18 protein-coding genes are annotated in these 17,623 nt (G+C 41.4%); all 18 read right to left on the reverse strand.

All coding sequences use genetic code 11. The features are described 5' to 3' along the window. Positions 1-5 precede the first annotated feature (5 nt). The 18 genes from rplN to rpoB all read right to left on the reverse strand — a co-directional run bounded on the left by rplN (position 6) and on the right by rpoB (position 17,547). Positions 6-371, reverse strand: coding sequence for a 50S ribosomal protein L14 (gene rplN / locus DWZ47_RS18245; RefSeq protein ID WP_004296340.1), 366 nt, complete (start codon positions 369-371; stop codon positions 6-8). 2 nt (positions 372-373) lie between these two features. Next, positions 374-643: a 30S ribosomal protein S17 gene (gene rpsQ / locus DWZ47_RS18250; RefSeq protein ID WP_004296341.1), complete on the reverse strand. Its 270-nt coding sequence runs from the start codon at positions 641-643 to the stop codon at positions 374-376. After that, positions 640-837, reverse strand: a complete 198-nt coding sequence (gene rpmC / locus DWZ47_RS18255) for a 50S ribosomal protein L29 (protein ID WP_004296342.1) — start codon at positions 835-837, stop codon at positions 640-642. The genes rpsQ and rpmC overlap by 4 nt, the downstream gene beginning before the upstream one ends. 5 nt (positions 838-842) lie before the next feature. Continuing rightward, positions 843-1,277: a 50S ribosomal protein L16 gene (rplP, locus tag DWZ47_RS18260; RefSeq protein ID WP_004291234.1), complete on the reverse strand. Its 435-nt coding sequence runs from the start codon at positions 1,275-1,277 to the stop codon at positions 843-845. Between the two features lie 23 nt (positions 1,278-1,300). After that, positions 1,301-2,032, reverse strand: a complete 732-nt coding sequence (rpsC, locus tag DWZ47_RS18265) for a 30S ribosomal protein S3 (protein ID WP_004296343.1) — start codon at positions 2,030-2,032, stop codon at positions 1,301-1,303. Between the two features lie 5 nt (positions 2,033-2,037). Next, positions 2,038-2,448 (reverse strand): 50S ribosomal protein L22, encoded by a 411-nt coding sequence (rplV, locus tag DWZ47_RS18270; RefSeq protein ID WP_004296344.1) that lies wholly within the window; start codon positions 2,446-2,448, stop codon positions 2,038-2,040. A 36-nt stretch (positions 2,449-2,484) separates the two neighbouring features. Further along, complete coding sequence (gene rpsS, locus DWZ47_RS18275) at positions 2,485-2,754, reverse strand: 30S ribosomal protein S19 (RefSeq protein ID WP_004296345.1); 270 nt, start codon at positions 2,752-2,754, stop codon at positions 2,485-2,487. Positions 2,755-2,774: 20 nt separating this feature from the next. Continuing rightward, positions 2,775-3,599, reverse strand: coding sequence for a 50S ribosomal protein L2 (gene rplB, locus DWZ47_RS18280; protein ID WP_004296346.1), 825 nt, complete (start codon positions 3,597-3,599; stop codon positions 2,775-2,777). A gap of 5 nt (positions 3,600-3,604) precedes the next feature. After that, a complete protein-coding gene (gene rplW / locus DWZ47_RS18285) occupies positions 3,605-3,895 on the reverse strand; it encodes a 50S ribosomal protein L23 (protein ID WP_004296347.1) in 291 nt (96 codons plus the stop codon). Between the two features lie 16 nt (positions 3,896-3,911). Further along, positions 3,912-4,538: a 50S ribosomal protein L4 gene (gene rplD / locus DWZ47_RS18290; protein WP_004296348.1), complete on the reverse strand. Its 627-nt coding sequence runs from the start codon at positions 4,536-4,538 to the stop codon at positions 3,912-3,914. Further along, the gene (rplC, locus tag DWZ47_RS18295; protein WP_004307533.1) at positions 4,538-5,155 is read right to left on the reverse strand and encodes a 50S ribosomal protein L3; all 618 of its coding nucleotides are present in this window, start codon (positions 5,153-5,155) and stop codon (positions 4,538-4,540) included. Before rplC ends, rplD begins: the two co-directional genes overlap by 1 nt. A gap of 18 nt (positions 5,156-5,173) precedes the next feature. Further along, positions 5,174-5,479, reverse strand: coding sequence for a 30S ribosomal protein S10 (gene rpsJ / locus DWZ47_RS18300; RefSeq protein ID WP_002558075.1), 306 nt, complete (start codon positions 5,477-5,479; stop codon positions 5,174-5,176). Positions 5,480-5,561: 82 nt separating this feature from the next. Continuing rightward, positions 5,562-7,679, reverse strand: a complete 2,118-nt coding sequence (gene fusA / locus DWZ47_RS18305) for an elongation factor G (protein WP_004307538.1) — start codon at positions 7,677-7,679, stop codon at positions 5,562-5,564. 45 nt (positions 7,680-7,724) lie between these two features. Beyond that, on the reverse strand, positions 7,725-8,201 hold the full coding sequence (rpsG, locus tag DWZ47_RS18310) for a 30S ribosomal protein S7 (protein ID WP_004296352.1): 477 nt from the start codon (positions 8,199-8,201) through the stop codon (positions 7,725-7,727). A gap of 143 nt (positions 8,202-8,344) precedes the next feature. Further along, on the reverse strand, positions 8,345-8,755 hold the full coding sequence (gene rpsL / locus DWZ47_RS18315) for a 30S ribosomal protein S12 (protein ID WP_002558078.1): 411 nt from the start codon (positions 8,753-8,755) through the stop codon (positions 8,345-8,347). A 136-nt stretch (positions 8,756-8,891) separates the two neighbouring features. Further along, entirely contained in the window at positions 8,892-9,200 is a 309-nt protein-coding gene (locus tag DWZ47_RS18320; RefSeq protein ID WP_004296354.1) for a DUF3467 domain-containing protein, read from the reverse strand. Positions 9,201-9,346: 146 nt separating this feature from the next. Next, on the reverse strand, positions 9,347-13,630 hold the full coding sequence (rpoC, locus tag DWZ47_RS18325; RefSeq protein WP_008997825.1) for a DNA-directed RNA polymerase subunit beta': 4,284 nt from the start codon (positions 13,628-13,630) through the stop codon (positions 9,347-9,349). A 104-nt stretch (positions 13,631-13,734) separates the two neighbouring features. Continuing rightward, complete coding sequence (gene rpoB, locus DWZ47_RS18330; protein ID WP_004307544.1) at positions 13,735-17,547, reverse strand: DNA-directed RNA polymerase subunit beta; 3,813 nt, start codon at positions 17,545-17,547, stop codon at positions 13,735-13,737. Positions 17,548-17,623: the final 76 nt, after the last annotated feature.

The raw sequence follows: 17,623 nt of genomic DNA on the forward strand, positions 1-17,623 counted from the left end.
ACAAATTAAAGTACCTCAGGCGCAAGTGACACAACTTTCATGTTTGTAGCACGAAGTTCTCTTGCTACAGGACCGAAAATACGACTACCTCTAATTTCACCTGCATTATTCAACAACACGCAAGCATTATCATCAAAACGTATATAAGAACCATCAGGACGACGGATTTCTTTCTTTGTACGTACAATCAAAGCCTTTGATACTGCACCTTTTTTAACATCACTAGAAGGGATAACACTCTTCACTGAAACTACAATGACATCCCCCACTGAAGCATAACGACGACCTGTACCACCCAAAACGCGGATACACAACGCCTCTTTCGCTCCACTGTTATCACATACTGTAAGTCTGGATTCTACTTGTATCATAATTACTTAGCTCTTTCAATTATTTCTACTAATCTCCATCTTTTAGTCTTGCTCAAAGGACGAGTTTCCATGATGCTTACAGTATCACCGATATTGCATTCATTCTTTTCATCGTGAGCATGGTACTTCTTCGTTTTACTAACGAACTTACCATATATAGGGTGTTTTTCCTTAAATTTGGCAGCAACTGTAATGGTCTTATCCATCTTATTGCTCAACACAACCCCTGTTCTTTCTTTTCTTAAATTTCTTGCTTCCATCAAGCTGATCATTTATTGTTAAGTTCTCTTTCGCGCAATTCTGTTTTCATACGCGCAATAGTCCTGCGTAATTGTTTGATTTGAGCAGGATTTTCCAAAGGAGAAATAGAATGATTAATAACCATTTGGTTATAATTAGCTGTTTCCGCCTCTACTCTTTCTACTAAATCATTAGTAGTCATTTCTTTTATTTCTGCAATTTTCATAACACTTACGCATTTTGATTTTGAATATCATAATCACGTCTTACGACAAACTTCGTTGTAATAGGAAGCTTTTGAGCAGCTAAGCGCAATGCTTCTTTCGCGATTTCGTAAGATACTCCTTCAGCTTCAATAATGATTCTACCTGGAGTCACAGGAGCCACAAATCCCTCTGGAGCACCTTTACCTTTACCCATACGTACATCGGCAGGTTTTCTAGTGATCGGTTTATCCGGGAATATACGGATCCAGATCTGTCCTTGACGTTGCATATATCTTGTTACTGCAATACGAGCAGCTTCGATCTGACGGCCTGTAATCCACTTAGTCTCCAAAGCCTTTATGCCAAAAGAACCAAAGGCCAGCTGGTTGCCTCTCTGGGCATTACCTTTCTGACGACCTTTTTGTTGTCTTCTGAATTTTGTCTTTTTCGGTTGTAACATAGTTTCCTAAAATTCAAATTCGTTTAGCGATTATTTTTCTTTCTTTTGAAGTTCTTTCCGCCGTTGTTTCCACTATTGTTTCCACGACCACTTTCTTTGCTTTGTGTAAAGTTCGGAGCCAATTCTTTCTTACCAAACACTTCACCTCTACAAATCCAAACTTTGATACCTAAAAGACCTACTTTAGTCAATGCTTCTGCATGACAGTAGTCGATATCAGCTCTGAAAGTGTGCAACGGAGTTCTTCCTTCTTTATACATTTCAGAACGGGCCATTTCAGCTCCATTCAAACGTCCTGAAATCTGAATTTTGATACCTTCAGCACCCATACGCATTGTGTTTGCGATAGCCATTTTGATGGCACGGCGATAGGCAATTTTACCTTCAACCTGACGAGCGATGTTGTTAGCAACAATCACAGCATCCAGTTCCGGTCTCTTCACTTCAAAGATATTGATTTGAATATCTTTGTCGGTAACCTTCTTCAACTCCTCTTTTAACTTATCAACTTCTTGGCCACCTTTACCGATAATAATACCCGGGCGAGCAGTGCAAACAGTAATAGTAACGAGCTTCAGCGTACGTTCAATTACGATTCTTGATACACTTGCTTTTGCAAGTCTTGCATTAAGATATTTACGGATTTTGCTATCTTCCAGCAAAGAATCACCGTAATCATTTCCACCATACCAGTTAGAATCCCATCCTCTGATAATTCCTAAACGGTTGCTTATTGGATTAACTTTTTGTCCCATCTACCTTAATTTTGATCTTCGTTATTACTTTTAGCACCAACGAACAATGTTACGTGATTTGAACGTTTGCGAATTCTATAACCTCTACCCTGTGGTGCCGGTCTCATTCTTTTGAGTGTAGCTCCACCATCAACAAAAATCTGTGTTACGAACAACTCGCCACTTTCCGCTTTACGTTCGTTTTTCTGTTCCCAGTTAGCAATTGCAGAGCGAAGCAATTTTTCCACTCTTGCAGCAGCTTCTTTTGAAGAAAATTTCAAAACACCAAGTGCTCTGTTCACTTCCATACCACGGATCATGTCTGCAACCAGACGCATCTTACGCGGAGAAGTAGGAACATTTTGCAATTTTGCAAAATACATGGTCTTAAGGGCTTCTTTTCTCTTTTCAGCCGATATTTTTTTTCTTGCTCCCATTATTATTTATTACTTTATTATTTCAAATAAATCCTGTTATCTTTTCTTGTTACCAGCGTGTCCTCTGAATGTACGAGTTGGAGCAAATTCGCCCAACTTGTGTCCTACCATATTCTCGGTAACATAAACAGGAATAAATTTATTTCCATTGTGAACTGCAACTGTATGGCCTACAAAATCAGGCGAAATCATTGAAGCTCTGGCCCAAGTCTTTACTACGACTTTCTTACCTGATTCATTCATGGCAAGAATTCTCTTTTCAAGCTTAACGTTAATATATGGACCTTTTTTTAATGAACGACTCATAGTTTACTCAATTAATCAGATTACTTTTTTCTTCTCTCAATAATGTACTTAGACGACTGTTTCTTAGGAGCTCTAGTCTTAAGTCCCTTAGCGTACAATCCCTTACGTGATCTTGGGTGACCTCCAGAAGCACGTCCTTCACCACCACCCATCGGGTGATCAACCGGGTTCATTACAACACCACGGTTACGAGGACGACGTCCTTGCCAACGAGAACGTCCAGCTTTACCTGAACTTTCCAATCCATGATCTGAGTTACCTACACTACCGATAGTAGCTTTACAAGTGCTAAGAATCTGTCTAACTTCACCTGAAGGCAACTTAATTACACAATACTTACCCTCACGAGAAGTCAACTGAGCAAAGTTACCAGCTGAACGAACCAGAGCAGCACCCTGTCCCGGACGTAATTCGATATTGTGAATCACAGTACCCACCGGAATGTTTTGAAGAGGAAGAGCATTACCAATCTCTGGCGCTGCTGTTTCACCTGACATCAGAGTCGCACCAACTTGCAATCCATTGGGAGCAATAATATATCTTTTTTCTCCATCAGCGTAAAATAACAGAGCGATACGAGCCGAACGATTCGGATCGTATTCAATTGTTTTAACTACTGCTGGAACACCGTCCTTATTTCTCTTGAAATCAACAATTCTAATCACCTTTCTATGACCGCCACCAATGTAGCGCATAGTCATCTTACCTTCGCTGTTACGACCTCCAGATGATTTCTTACCATATACAAGAGACTTTTCTGGTACTGATGCAGTAATTTCTTCGAAAGTACCAATAATTTTATGTCTTTGCCCCGGTGTTGTGGGCTTAAATTTACGTACTGCCATTTTTATTAAATATTGCTATAAAAATCAATAGTATCTCCTTCTTTCAATGTCACGATTGCTTTTTTGAAAGCATTCGTACGACCATTGATGATACCTGCTTTGGTATAACGGCTCTTATTTTTGCCAGCATACTTCACAGTATTCACATCAACTACTGTAACATTATAAAGAGCTTCAATTTCCTTCTTAATTTCCAGTTTGTTAGCTTCAGGACGTACAACAAAGCCGAAACGATTCAGCTTATCTGTGATTGCAGTCATCTTTTCTGTTACCAACGGTTTAATAATAATTCCCATTATTTAAGCCTCCTTTTTAAATTAAGATATTGTCAATAGCCTTCAGAGAGTTTTCAGTAAGCACAACAACCCCAGCATTCAATACTCTGTAAGTATTTAATCCCGAGATAGTCTGCACATTAGCACCCTCAATGTTACGAGCTGACAAATATACGTTTTTATTTGCTTCCGGTAAAATTACAAGTAGCTTTTTATCGGAAACTTTAAGATTTTTTGTCATTGCAACGAAATCTTTTGTCTTAGGAGCTTCAAATGTGAAATCCTCAACGACAACGATTGCATCGTTTTGAGCTTTATAAGACAAAGCTGACTTACGAGCCAATGTCTTAACTTTTTTATTCAACTTGAAAAAGTAGTCTCTTGGCTTCGGACCAAAAACGCGGGCACCACCTACAAGAACCGGTGAGTTCATATCACCACGACGAGCTCCACCACCACCTTTCTGGCGACCGATCTTACGAGTTGAACCACTGATTTCACTTCTTTCTTTTGACTTATGAGTACCCTGACGCTGATTAGCCATAAATTGTTTTACGTCCAAATAGATAGCGTGGTCGTTGGGCTCAATTCCGAAGATAGATTCGTTTAACGTAACCTTTCTCCCAGTGTCTTCACCTTTAATGTTATATACGTTAACTTCCATTATTTCTCAATTAATACGATTGAACCTTTGCAACCCGGGATAGAACCTTTAATCAAAAGAAGGTTATGATCCGCGATTACTTTTAATACCTGCAAGTTTTGTACAGTGACTCTGTCACCACCAAGTTGTCCACCCATGCGCATTCCCTTGAATACTTTTGCAGGGTAAGAACAAGCACCAATAGAACCCGGTTTACGAGCGCGGTTGTGCTGTCCGTGAGTAGCCTGACCCACACCACCAAAACCATGTCTTTTTACTACACCCTGGAAACCTTTACCTTTAGAAGTTCCAACAACGTCAACAAAGTTAGCATCGTTAAACATCTCTACGGTAATAGTATCACCCAGATTCAATTCTGTTCCAAATTCTTTGAACTCAGCCAAGTGTCTCTTCGGTGTTACTCCTGCTCTTTTAAAATGTCCCATCAACGGTTTAGTTGTATGTTTTTCCTTTTTGTCCTGGAAACCCAACTGAACAGCTGCATAGCCATCTTTTTCTACAGTTTTAACTTGAGTAACAACACAAGGACCTGCTTCGATAACAGTGCATGGTACATTTTTACCATCGGCACTGAAAACGGATGTCATTCCGATTTTTTTTCCTAATAATCCTGGCATTTCACTAATTTTTAATTATCAAACTTTAATTTCTACTTCCACACCACTTGGCAATTCCAACTTCATCAGAGCATCTACTGTCTTAGCTGTTGAGCTATAGATGTCGATCAATCTCTTATAAGAAGAGAGTTCAAATTGCTCACGAGACTTTTTGTTTACGAAAGTCGAACGGTTCACAGTAAAGATACGCTTGTGCGTAGGCAGAGGTATCGGACCGCTAACAATAGCACCTGTAGCTTTTACAGTTCTTACAATTTTCTCAGCTGACTTATCAACCAAGTTGTGGTCGTAAGATTTCAATTTAATTCTAATTTTCTGACTCATTATTTTTTTTTAATTAATACATTTATTAATAAGATAAAGCGGCAGGCTAAGAGTCATTCGCTAGCCTGCTGCTTTAGATATTTTAGAGTAAATCAGCACGTCCTTTTACTTCTTCCAATACAGCCTTAGCAATAGAAGAAGAAAGTTGAGCGTGATGAGAGTAAGTCATTGATGAAGTTGCACGACCAGAAGTGATAGTACGTAAAGCTGTTACATAACCAAACATTTCTGCCAGCGGAACCATCGCCTTCACGATACGGGCACCAGAACGACTAGATTCCATACCTTCAACCTGTCCACGACGTTTGTTCAAGTCACCGATAACATCACCCATATTCTCTTCCGGAGTTACAACTTCCAGCTTCATGATAGGTTCCATCAAAACAGGACCTGCCTTAGCACATGCATTTTTATAAGCCTGCATTGCACAGATTTCGAATGACAACTGATCAGAGTCAACCGGATGGAATGAACCATCAACCAAAGTAACTTTCAATGAATCCAGCGGATAACCTGCCAAAACACCACTCTTCATAGCATTCGTAAAGCCTTTCTGAACAGCAGGAATAAATTCCTTAGGAATGTTACCACCTTTCACTTCGTCAACAAACTGCAAACCACCCAAAGTGAAATCTGCATCAGCCGGACCAATATTCACGATGATATCAGCAAACTTACCACGCCCACCAGACTGCTTCTTATATACTTCACGCAAATTAACTGTCTTCGTGATAGCTTCTTTGTAGTTAACCTGTGGCTTACCCTGGTTACATTCTACCTTGAACTCACGTTTCAAACGATCAATAATGATATCCAAGTGAAGCTCACCCATACCAGAAATAACCGTCTGACCTGTCTGTTCGTCTGTCTTCACAGTAAACGTCGGATCTTCTTCAGCCAATTTAGCCAAACCGTTAGACAGCTTATCCATATCCTTCTGCGTCTTAGGTTCTACAGCGATACCGATAACTGGTTCCGGGAAGTCCATAGATTCAAGTACGATCGGAGCGTTTTCATCACACAAAGTATCACCAGTGTGAATATCTTTAAAACCTACACCTGCACCGATATCACCAGCACCGATTACTTCAACCGGATTCTGTTTGTTAGAGTGCATCTGGAACAGACGAGAAACGCGTTCTTTCTTACCAGAGCGAGAGTTGTAGATATAAGAACCTGCTTCAATTTTACCTGAATAAACACGGAAGAAAGTCAAACGACCTACATATGGGTCAGTTGCGATCTTAAATGCTAAAGCTGATGTTTTTTCATCATCACTTGGTTTACGATCTTCTTCAGCTCCAGTATTAGGATTTGTACCTATTACATTCTCTGTATCAAGCGGAGAAGGCAAAAAAGCACAAACATAGTCAAGCAATGTCTGAACACCTTTGTTCTTGAAAGAAGACCCACAAAGCATGGGGACTACAGCCATCTGAACTGTTGCATTGCGAAGAGCTCTCAACACTTCTTCTTCAGTAATAGTAGAAGGATCATCGAAATATTTCTCCATCAAAGCATCATCAAATTCAGCTACTTTTTCAAGCATCTTGTCTCTCCACTCGTTAGCTTCATCGACAAGTTCTGCCGGAATTTCCTCAACACTGTAGTCAGCACCCATTGTTTCATCGTGCCAATAAATAGCTTTCATTTTGATAAGATCAACAAGACCTTTGAAAGATTCTTCAGCACCAATAGGAACAACAATCGGACACGGATTAGCTCCAAGCACATCCTTCATCTGGCGAACTACTTCAAAGAAGTCTGCACCAGAACGGTCCATCTTATTAACATAAGCAATACGAGGAACGTTATATTTATCAGCTTGACGCCATACAGTTTCTGATTGGGGCTCAACACCACCAACAGCACAATAAGCAGCCACAGCTCCATCAAGGATACGCAATGAACGTTCTACCTCTGCAGTAAAATCAACGTGCCCCGGAGTGTCAATCAAGTTAATTTTATAAGTATCACCAGCATATTTCCATCTTGTTGTTGTAGCAGCAGATGTAATAGTGATACCACGTTCTTGCTCCTGTTCCATCCAGTCCATAGTAGCAGCACCGTCATGAACTTCACCAATTTTGTGAGTCAATCCAGTGTAGAACAGGATACGTTCAGAAGTAGTTGTTTTTCCGGCATCGATGTGAGCCATGATACCGATATTACGAGTTAAATGTAAATCATGTTTAGCCATCTTCTAATTCCTTTACTTTAAGTTTATATTTGGTTTCTTACAGTATTAGAATCTAAAATGAGCAAATGCACGGTTAGCTTCTGCCATTCTATGCATGTCTTCTTTACGTTTGTATGCACCGCCTTGTTCATTGAAGGCATCCATAATTTCAGCAGCCAACTTGTCAGCCATTGATTTACCACCTCTTTTACGAGCAAACAGAATCAGATTCTTCATTGAAATTGATTCTTTACGATCCGGACGGATTTCAGTAGGAACTTGGAAAGTAGCACCACCTACACGGCGAGACTTTACTTCCACTTGCGGAGTTACATTATCCAAAGCCTTTTTCCAGATTTCGAGAGCAGATTTTTCTTCGTTAGGAAGTTTAGCTTTCACTGTTTCCAGAGCGGCATAAAAGATTTCATAAGATGTATTTTTCTTTCCATCATACATCAAGTGGTTCACGAACTTGGAAACCTTTTGGTCATTAAACACGGGATCCGGAAGAATCAGGCGTTTTTTTGGTTTTGCTTTTCTCATTTGTTTGAAAAATAATGTTTTTGTTCTTGGTTGTCTACTTCTTGACTTCTTCAACTCTCCCTCCGGAGAATTTACTCAACCTTTAGCATTTCCAACAAACTAAAACGTAAGTTATTACTTTAATTTTAATTAGGTCTTAATCCTTATTTTTTCTTACCCTTAGCAGGAGCAGCAGCTTGTCCTGGTTTCGGACGCTTAGCACCATACTTTGAACGTCTTTGAGTACGACCAGCAACACCTGCTGTATCAAGTGTACCACGTACAATGTGATAACGCACACCCGGAAGGTCTTTTACACGACCACCACGTACCAAAACGATTGAGTGTTCCTGCAAGTTGTGTCCTTCTCCCGGAATGTATGAGTTCACCTCTTTTTGGTTAGTCAAACGTACACGAGCTACTTTACGCATTGCAGAGTTCGGCTTCTTCGGAGTAGTAGTGTATACTCTCACGCAAACGCCACGTCTTTGAGGACATGAATCCAAGGCTGGAGATTTACTTTTCTCCACCAGCACTTCGCGTCCTTTTCTTACTAATTGCTGAATTGTAGGCATTTTAATTGTTTTTTGATTTATATTATTGTTATATTAATTTCGTAACTATACATTTTGGGCTGCAAAAATACGAATAATATTTGAATATTCAATGCGCTACAACTTTTTTTTCTTTTTTAATGTTTTTATATCATCCTCACGCTTCGCCTTTTACACCCGTCAAAGGAGAAATAGGGGGTTCATCCGAAGTACGAATCGGACCGAATACGCGCTCATACTTTGCTATATTATCTTCTAATGCCCGCAGCAGGCGTTTTGCGTGCTCTGGAGCCACAATAATACGAGATTGCACACCAGCCTTCGGTATGCCCGGCATTACGCGCACGAAGTCAAGGATGAATTCAGAACTCGAATGAGTAATAATAGCAAGATTTGCATAAGTTCCCTGTGCAACCTCTTCTCTCAATTCAATCTGTAATTGTCCGTTGTTATTTTGTTCTTCCATATTTAATATGATTAAAAAGTTATCCTGCAAAATAACACATTTTTCCTGAAACTAATGGTAATACACGCGAGTAAAAAAGAAATAAAAAAAGGAGCAATTACCCAATCTGGCAATCGCTCCTTCTCATATAGTCAATTGAATTGTATTTATTCTACTTCATTGTAGTCAAGTACTGTTTTCTTGTTGGCCAAGATACGGTCATACTCTTCTTTTGATCCAACGATGAGCTTTTCGAACTCGCGCTGTCCGGTACCGGCAGGAATCAAGTGACCACAGATCACATTTTCCTTCATACCTTCCAACTTATCGATCTTACCGTTGATAGCAGCCTCATTCAAGACTTTCGTTGTTTCCTGGAAGGAAGCAGCCGACATAAAGCTTGAAGTCTGCAAAGCAGCACGTGTAATACCCTGAAGGATCTGAGTAGAGGTAGCAGCAACAGCATCACGAACCTCAACCGGTTTCAAGTCACGACGTTTCAACATACTGTTCTCATCACGCAACTTGCGGGCAGTTACAATCTGACCAGCTTGCATATTTTGAGAATCACCAGCATCCACTACGACTTTCTTACCCCAGATACGATCATTTTCTTCCATGAATTCCAGTTTGTCTACGACTTGCTGTTCGAGGAAACGAGTATCTCCCGGTTCATCAATCTGAACCTTGCGCATCATCTGACGAACGATAATCTCGAAGTGCTTATCATTGATCTTCACACCCTGCAAGCGGTATACATCCTGAACTTCATTCACGATATATTCTTGTACAGCTGTAGGACCTTTAATTGCCAAGATGTCTGCTGGAGTAGTAGCACCGTCAGACAACGGAGTACCTGCACGTACATAGTCATTTTCCTGTACCAGAATCTGCTTAGACAGTGCAACCAAATATTTTTTAACCTCACCAGTCTTGGAAGTTACAATGATCTCACGGTTACCACGCTTGATCTTACCCATTGTTACCTCACCGTCGATTTCAGAAACGACAGCCGGATTTGACGGGTTACGAGCTTCAAACAATTCAGTAACACGAGGAAGACCACCCGTGATATCACCCGCTTTACCTACGGCACGCGGAATCTTCACGATTACTTCACCAGCTTTTACCTTCTGACCATTCTCGATGATTACGTGACCACCTACCGGTAAGTTATAAGTACGGATCAAATCACCGTCCTCTGTCAAAATATGAGCTGTAGGAACTTTGGTTTTATCCTTGGATTCAATAATAATAATTTCACGAAGACCTGTTGCTTCATCCGATTCAACCTTATAAGTAACGTTTTCAATTACGCCCTCAAATTCGATCTTACCGGTTGCTTCTGTAATAATAACAGCATTGAACGGGTCCCACCTAGCGATCAGTTTGCCTTTTTCTACCAAGTCGCCGTCACTTACATACAGTGTTGAACCATAAGGTACGTTATGAGTAGAAAGAACAATACCGGTATTTACATCCACAAAACGTACTTCGGCCAAACGACCTACTACCACTTTTGCAGATTCACCCATCTCGTCAACGATATCTACTGTACGCAACTCTTCAAATTCAAGACGTGCATTATTTTTAGCAACGATACTGGCGTTAGCTGCAATATTTGCAGCAGTACCACCGGCGTGGAATGTACGCAATGTCAACTGTGTACCCGGCTCACCAATAGACTGAGCAGCGATTACACCGACAGCTTCACCCTTCTGAACCATGCGGCTCGTTGCCAAGTTACGTCCGTAACATTTAGCACAAACACCCTTCTTAGCTTCACAAGTCAATACCGAACGGATTTCAACACTCTCGATCGGAGACTCCTGAATCTTCTTGGCTACTTCTTCTGTGATTTCTTCACCACCGGCAACAAGCAATTCACCTGTGGTAGGATGAATAATATCATGTACGGAAACACGACCTAAGATACGTTCGTACAGAGTAGCAATAACCTCATCGTTATTCTTAAGGTCCGTACAAACCAATCCGCGGAGTGTACCGCAGTCTTCTTCTGTAATAATCACATCGTGTGATACGTCCACCAGACGACGAGTCAAATAACCAGCATCGGCAGTCTTCAAAGCGGTATCCGCCAAACCTTTACGAGCACCGTGGGTAGAGATAAAGTACTCCAACACCGAAAGTCCTTCTTTAAAGTTTGACAAAATCGGGTTCTCGATGATCTGACCACCTTCAGCACCTGCTTTCTGCGGTTTTGCCATCAAACCACGCATACCTGACAACTGACGAATCTGTTCTTTAGAACCACGAGCACCAGAGTCAAGCATCATATATACAGAGTTGAATCCCTGATCATCCGAAGAAATTGTCTTCATCAGGATATTAGACAACTCAGAGTTTACATGTGTCCAGATATCGATCACCTGGTTGTAACGTTCGTTGTTGGTAATGAAACCCATGTTATAGTTGTTTACGACTTGTTCTACTTCGTCGTAACCTTTCTGTACCAACGTTTCTTTTTCCTTCGGAATGATAATATCACCCAAGTTGAATGATAAACCACCCTTGAACGCCATCTGATAACCTAAGTTCTTGATTCCGTCCAGGAAGTCGGCAGCCTTAGCCACACCACATACCTTAATTACATCACTAATAATATCACGAAGAGATTTCTTAGAGATAATTGTATTGATATAACCAGCTTCAGGCGGAACGATTTCATTAACAATCACACGTCCTACCGAAGTTTCGCGCATTACGTCTACAATGTTACCATTTTCATCAACGTCTTTCACGATAACTTTCACCGGAGCATGAATATCTACCTTACCTTCATTGTAAGCGATCAACGCCTCTTCCGGTCCGTAGAATGTCAGACCTTCACCTTTCGCACCAGCACGCAACTTAGTAATATAGTACAAACCAAGAACCATATCCTGTGCAGGCACAGTAATAGGCGCACCGTTTGCCGGATTCAAGATATTATGTGATTGAAGCATCAACATTTGTGCTTCCAGAATTGCTTCATTACTCAAAGGCAAGTGAACAGCCATCTGGTCACCGTCAAAGTCGGCATTGAATGCCGTACATGCCAACGGGTGCAACTGAATAGCTTTACCTTCGATCATCTTAGGCTGGAAAGCCTGAATACCCAGACGGTGCAATGTCGGAGCACGGTTCAACAGTACCGGATGTCCTTTCATTACATGTTCCAGAATATCCCAGATCACCGGTTCCTTGCGGTCAACGATCTTCTTGGCAGACTTAACAGTCTTAACGATACCACGTTCGATGAGCTTACGAATAATAAACGGCTTGTACAATTCGGCAGCCATCAATTTAGGAATACCGCATTCACCCATTCTCAATTCCGGACCTACGACGATTACCGAACGAGCAGAGTAGTCAACACGTTTACCCAGCAAGTTCTGACGGAAACGTCCTTGTTTACCCTTCAAGCTGTCAGACAATGACTTCAACGGGCGGTTGGCATCTGTCTTCACAGCACTTGACTTACGTGAGTTATCAAACAAAGAATCGACAGATTCCTGAAGCATACGTTTTTCATTACGTAAAATCACTTCCGGAGCCTTGATTTCAATCAGTCGTTTCAGACGGTTATTACGGATAATCACACGACGATAAAGGTCGTTCAAGTCAGATGTAGCAAAACGACCACCATCCAACGGAACCAACGGACGAAGTTCGGGTGGGATAACCGGTACGATACGTACAATCATCCATTCCGGTTTGTTGCGTCCACGTGATGCACGGAACGATTCTACTACCTGAAGACGTTTCAAAGCCTCATTCTTACGTTGCTGTGAAGCATCGTTACCTGCACGGTGACGCAATTCGTAAGACAAAGCATCCAGATCCAGACGAGCCAGCAAATCATAGATAGCTTCAGCACCCATCTTTGCAACAAACTTGTTCGGATCATTATCTTCAAGATATTGATTATCTTTTGGAAGCGTATCCAGGATATCCAGATATTCTTCTTCCGAAAGCAAATCATATTCAGCTACACCGTCTTCAGCTTTTACACCCGGCTGAATAACAACATAACGTTCGTAGTATATAATCGAATCCAGTTTCTTCGTCGGCAGTCCGAGCAAATAACCGATTTTATTAGGGAGCGAACGGAAATACCAGATATGAGCCACCGGCACAACCAACTGGATATGTCCCATACGTTCACGGCGTACTTTCTTTTCAGTAACTTCCACACCACAACGGTCGCAGACGATACCTTTATAACGGATACGTTTGTATTTACCGCAATGACATTCATAATCCTTGATAGGACCAAAAATGCGCTCGCAGAACAAACCATCACGTTCGGGTTTGTACGTACGGTAATTAATGGTTTCAGGCTTCAAAACTTCACCACTCGAATTCTCAAGGATTTCTTCCGGAGAAGCCAGACCAATTGAGATCTTCGAGAAATTACTTTTCGTCTTATTTTCTTTTCTAAAAGCCATACTCTATATAATTGAGATTTGATAATTGAATCATTGGAAATTGAAAAGACACGGATGTCAACAGACCGTCATCGGCTTGTTGACACCACGTATTCTTTATTATTTTATTCTAGGTTGATACTCAAACCTAATCCTCTCAACTCGTGCAACAATACGTTCAAGGATTCCGGAATACCAGGTTGCGGCATCGGTTCACCTTTCACAATTGCTTCATAAGCTTTCGAACGTCCTACCACGTCATCAGACTTGATAGTAAGGATTTCCTGCAGGATATGAGCAGCACCAAAACCTTCGAGTGCCCAAACCTCCATTTCTCCAAAACGCTGACCACCGAACTGTGCTTTACCACCAAGAGGTTGCTGAGTAATCAATGAGTACGGACCGATAGAACGAGCATGCATCTTGTCTTCAACCATGTGGCCCAACTTCAACATGTAAGTCACACCCACAGTAGCTGCCTGGTCAAATTGCTCACCTGTACCACCATCACAAAGATAAGTTTTACAGTAGCGAGGCAATCCTGCCTTGTCTGTCCACTGATCCAGATCTTCCATTGTAGCACCGTCGAAAATAGGAGTTGCAAATTTCACACCCAATGTTTTTCCGGCACGTCCTAATACAGCTTCAAAAATCTGACCAATGTTCATACGAGAAGGCACACCCAACGGATTCAATACGATGTCAACCGGAGTACCATCCGACAAGAACGGCATATCTTCCTGACGAACAACGCGGGATACAATACCCTTGTTACCGTGGCGACCTGCCATCTTATCACCCACACCAATCTTACGCTTCTTAGCAATATATACTTTTGCCATCTGGATAATACCAGCTGGAAGTTCATCACCAATTGTAATAGCAAACTTCTTACGTTTCAATTCAGCATCCAGCTCTTTGTATTTCTTAATGAAATTCATCACCAGATCACGAATCATACCATTAATATGGTCATCACTAGTCCAGTTGCTTAACTGAATAGAAGTAAAGTCAAGTGAATCAAAATCAGAAGCACTGAACTTAGAACCTTTCGCAATTACTTCCGCACCCAGATAATCCTTCACACCTTGAGAAACCTTACCTTCAGTCAAAGTCATCAGTTTCTTAACCAGGATACGTTTCAGATCAGCTACCTTAGATTCAAATTCATCATCGATCTTAGGCAACAATGCTTTATCGGCCAGTTTTGAGCTACGATTCTTAATCACACGTGAGAAAAGTTTCTTATCGATCACAACACCTTTCAAAGAAGGAGAAGCTTTCAATGAAGCATCTTTCACATCACCTGCCTTATCACCAAAGATGGCACGAAGCAATTTTTCTTCCGGAGAAGGATCAGATTCACCCTTCGGTGTAATCTTACCAATCATGATATCACCCGGCTCGATACGAGCACCGATTCTTACGATACCATTTTCATCCAGGTCTTTAGTAGCTTCTTCACTTACATTCGGGATATCAGAAGTCAACTCTTCCATACCACGTTTTGTTTCACGAACTTCCAGAGAATATTCCTCTACGTGAACCGAAGTCAACAAGTCTTCGCGTACCACACGTTCGTTCAATACGATAGCATCCTCATAGTTGTAACCTTTCCAAGGCATGTAAGCAACCAACAGGTTCTTACCCAATGCCAATTCACCCTTTTCAGTAGAATAACCTTCAGTCAAGATGTCACCTTTCTTCACACGCTGGCCTCTGTCGCAAATCGGACGCAAGTCAATCGTCATGTTCTGGTTAGTCTTACGGAACTTAGGTATTCTATATTCTTTCAAAGCAGGTTCAAAACTTACGAACTCTTCGTCTTCTGTACGGTCATACAAAATACGGATAGTAGTAGCATCAACGTAGTCAACAACACCATCTCCTTCCGCAGTAATCTGCGTACGAGAGTCTCTTACCAACTGACGTTCGATACCTGTACCTACGATCGGCGCTTCACTCCTCAACAAAGGAACCGCCTGGCGCATCATGTTTGATCCCATCAATGCACGGTTAGCATCATCATGTTCCAGGAACGGAATCAATGAAGCCGCGATTGATGCAATCTGCTGAGGAGAAACGTCCATCAAATCAACCTCTGTCGGTTCAACAACCGGGAAGTCGGCATCCTGACGAGATTTAACTTTGTTACGCACAAATGTACCGTCATCATTCAACGGAGCATTTCCCTGTGCAATAACCTTTTCTTCCTCTTCTTCAGCAGTCAGATAAATCAGACCGTTATCAGAAAGATCCACTTTTCCGTTTTCCACCTTACGGTACGGAGTTTCAATGAATCCCAGATCATTAATCTTAGCAAATACACACAATGAAGAGATCAAACCGATGTTCGGACCTTCAGGAGTCTCAATCGGACAAAGACGACCATAGTGTGTGTAGTGAACGTCACGAACCTCAAATCCGGCACGTTCACGGGAAAGACCACCAGGACCAAGGGCAGACATACGACGCTTGTGCGTGATTTCAGCCAAGGGGTTTGTCTGGTCCATGAACTGCGACAATGCGTTCGTTCCGAAGAATGAGTTGATTACAGAAGAGATTGTCTTCGCGTTAATCAAATCAATCGGAGTAAACACTTCATTGTCACGAACGTTCATACGTTCGCGAATCGTACGAGACATACGAGCCAGACCAACAGCAAACTGATTAGAAAGCTGCTCACCTACTGTACGTACACGACGGTTACTCAAGTGGTCAATATCATCCACATCTGCTTTTGAGTTAATCAGCTCAATCAGATATTTGATGATTTCAATGATATCTTCCTTCGTGAGGACACGCACGTCCATATCAGTCGTCAGATTCAACTTTTTGTTGATTCTGTAACGACCTACATCACCAAGGTCATATCGTTTTTCAGAGAAGAACAAGTTGTTGATAACCTCCCTTGCACTTGCGTCATCAGCCGGATCGGCGTTACGCAACTGACGGTAGATATACAACACAGCTTCTTTTTCCGAGTTACTCGGGTCCTTCTGCAACGTATTATATATGATAGAGAAATCGGACTGGTTCGGTTCATCTTTATGTAAAAGGATGTTTTGAACTCCCGACTCCAAAATTTCATCAATATGCACCTCTTCCAGTACGGTTTCACGATCGATAATAACTTCGTTACGCTCGATAGAAACCACTTCACCGGTATCTTCATCAACGAAATCTTCAATCCATGTTTTCAAGACACGTGCAGCCAATTTACGACCTAGCACTTTCTTCAGATTTGTCTTGTTCACCTTTACATCTTCTGCAAGGTTGAAAATCTCAAGAATATCTTTGTCATTCTCGAAGCCAATTGCACGCAACAAAGTCGTTACCGGCAATTTCTTCTTACGGTCGATGTATGCGTACATCACATTATTGATGTCAGTAGCAAACTCAATCCACGAACCCTTAAACGGAATAATACGAGCCGAATAAAGTTTCGTACCATTGGCATGTACACTCTGACCGAAGAACACACCCGGAGAACGGTGAAGCTGTGACACAACTACGCGTTCGGCACCGTTAATGACGAAAGTAGCCTTATCAGTCATATAAGGAATCGGGCCGAGGAATACGTCCTGAATCACTGTATCAAAATCCTCATGATCGGGGTCCGTACAGTAAAGCTTAAGTTTCGCTTTTAAGGGAACACTATAAGTAAGCCCACGCTCTATACAATCATCGATGGTATAACGCGGCGGATCAATATAATAGTCCAGAAACTCAAGAACAAAATTGTTTCTTGTATCGGCAATAGGGAAGTTTTCAGCAAATACTTTATACAATCCCTCATTCTTGCGCTTTTCAGGTGGGGTATCTAATTGTAGAAAGTCTTGGAATGACTTCAATTGTACTTCCAGGAAATCCGGGTATTCGAGCGGATTCTTAGTCGAAGCAAAATTAACTCTTTGATTTACAGTATTTGAAGACATCTGTCAATGAATTTGGAGAACTTAATTTGAAATATATACACAAAAAGGTTAAGAATCCTCTTGTGAAGGATTCCTA

Origin of the sequence: Bacteroides sp. AF32-8BH, assembly GCF_003435205.1 — a bacterium.
Taxonomy (GTDB): Bacteria; Bacteroidota; Bacteroidia; order Bacteroidales; family Bacteroidaceae; genus Bacteroides; species Bacteroides ovatus.

What these genes read in the sequence shown, in the direction of transcription:
- rpmC (WP_004296342.1), bottom strand. Translation starts at nt 837, where the DNA reads ATGAAAATTGCAGAAATAAAAGAAATGACTACTAATGATTTAGTAGAA.
- fusA (WP_004307538.1), bottom strand. Translation starts at nt 7,679, where the DNA reads ATGGCTAAACATGATTTACATTTAACTCGTAATATCGGTATCATGGCT.
- rpoB (WP_004307544.1), bottom strand. Translation starts at nt 17,547, where the DNA reads ATGTCTTCAAATACTGTAAATCAAAGAGTTAATTTTGCTTCGACTAAG.
- rpsL (WP_002558078.1), bottom strand. Translation starts at nt 8,755, where the DNA reads ATGCCTACAATTCAGCAATTAGTAAGAAAAGGACGCGAAGTGCTGGTG.
- rpsJ (WP_002558075.1), bottom strand. Translation starts at nt 5,479, where the DNA reads ATGAGTCAGAAAATTAGAATTAAATTGAAATCTTACGACCACAACTTG.
- rplP (WP_004291234.1), bottom strand. Translation starts at nt 1,277, where the DNA reads ATGTTACAACCGAAAAAGACAAAATTCAGAAGACAACAAAAAGGTCGT.
- rpoC (WP_008997825.1), bottom strand. Translation starts at nt 13,630, where the DNA reads ATGGCTTTTAGAAAAGAAAATAAGACGAAAAGTAATTTCTCGAAGATC.
- rplN (WP_004296340.1), bottom strand. Translation starts at nt 371, where the DNA reads ATGATACAAGTAGAATCCAGACTTACAGTATGTGATAACAGTGGAGCG.
- rplB (WP_004296346.1), bottom strand. Translation starts at nt 3,599, where the DNA reads ATGGCAGTACGTAAATTTAAGCCCACAACACCGGGGCAAAGACATAAA.
- rpsS (WP_004296345.1), bottom strand. Translation starts at nt 2,754, where the DNA reads ATGAGTCGTTCATTAAAAAAAGGTCCATATATTAACGTTAAGCTTGAA.
- rplW (WP_004296347.1), bottom strand. Translation starts at nt 3,895, where the DNA reads ATGGGAATTATTATTAAACCGTTGGTAACAGAAAAGATGACTGCAATC.
- DWZ47_RS18320 (WP_004296354.1), bottom strand. Translation starts at nt 9,200, where the DNA reads ATGGAAGAACAAAATAACAACGGACAATTACAGATTGAATTGAGAGAA.
- rpsC (WP_004296343.1), bottom strand. Translation starts at nt 2,032, where the DNA reads ATGGGACAAAAAGTTAATCCAATAAGCAACCGTTTAGGAATTATCAGA.
- rpsG (WP_004296352.1), bottom strand. Translation starts at nt 8,201, where the DNA reads ATGAGAAAAGCAAAACCAAAAAAACGCCTGATTCTTCCGGATCCCGTG.
- rplV (WP_004296344.1), bottom strand. Translation starts at nt 2,448, where the DNA reads ATGGGAGCAAGAAAAAAAATATCGGCTGAAAAGAGAAAAGAAGCCCTT.
- rplD (WP_004296348.1), bottom strand. Translation starts at nt 4,538, where the DNA reads ATGGAAGTTAACGTATATAACATTAAAGGTGAAGACACTGGGAGAAAG.
- rplC (WP_004307533.1), bottom strand. Translation starts at nt 5,155, where the DNA reads ATGCCAGGATTATTAGGAAAAAAAATCGGAATGACATCCGTTTTCAGT.
- rpsQ (WP_004296341.1), bottom strand. Translation starts at nt 643, where the DNA reads ATGATCAGCTTGATGGAAGCAAGAAATTTAAGAAAAGAAAGAACAGGG.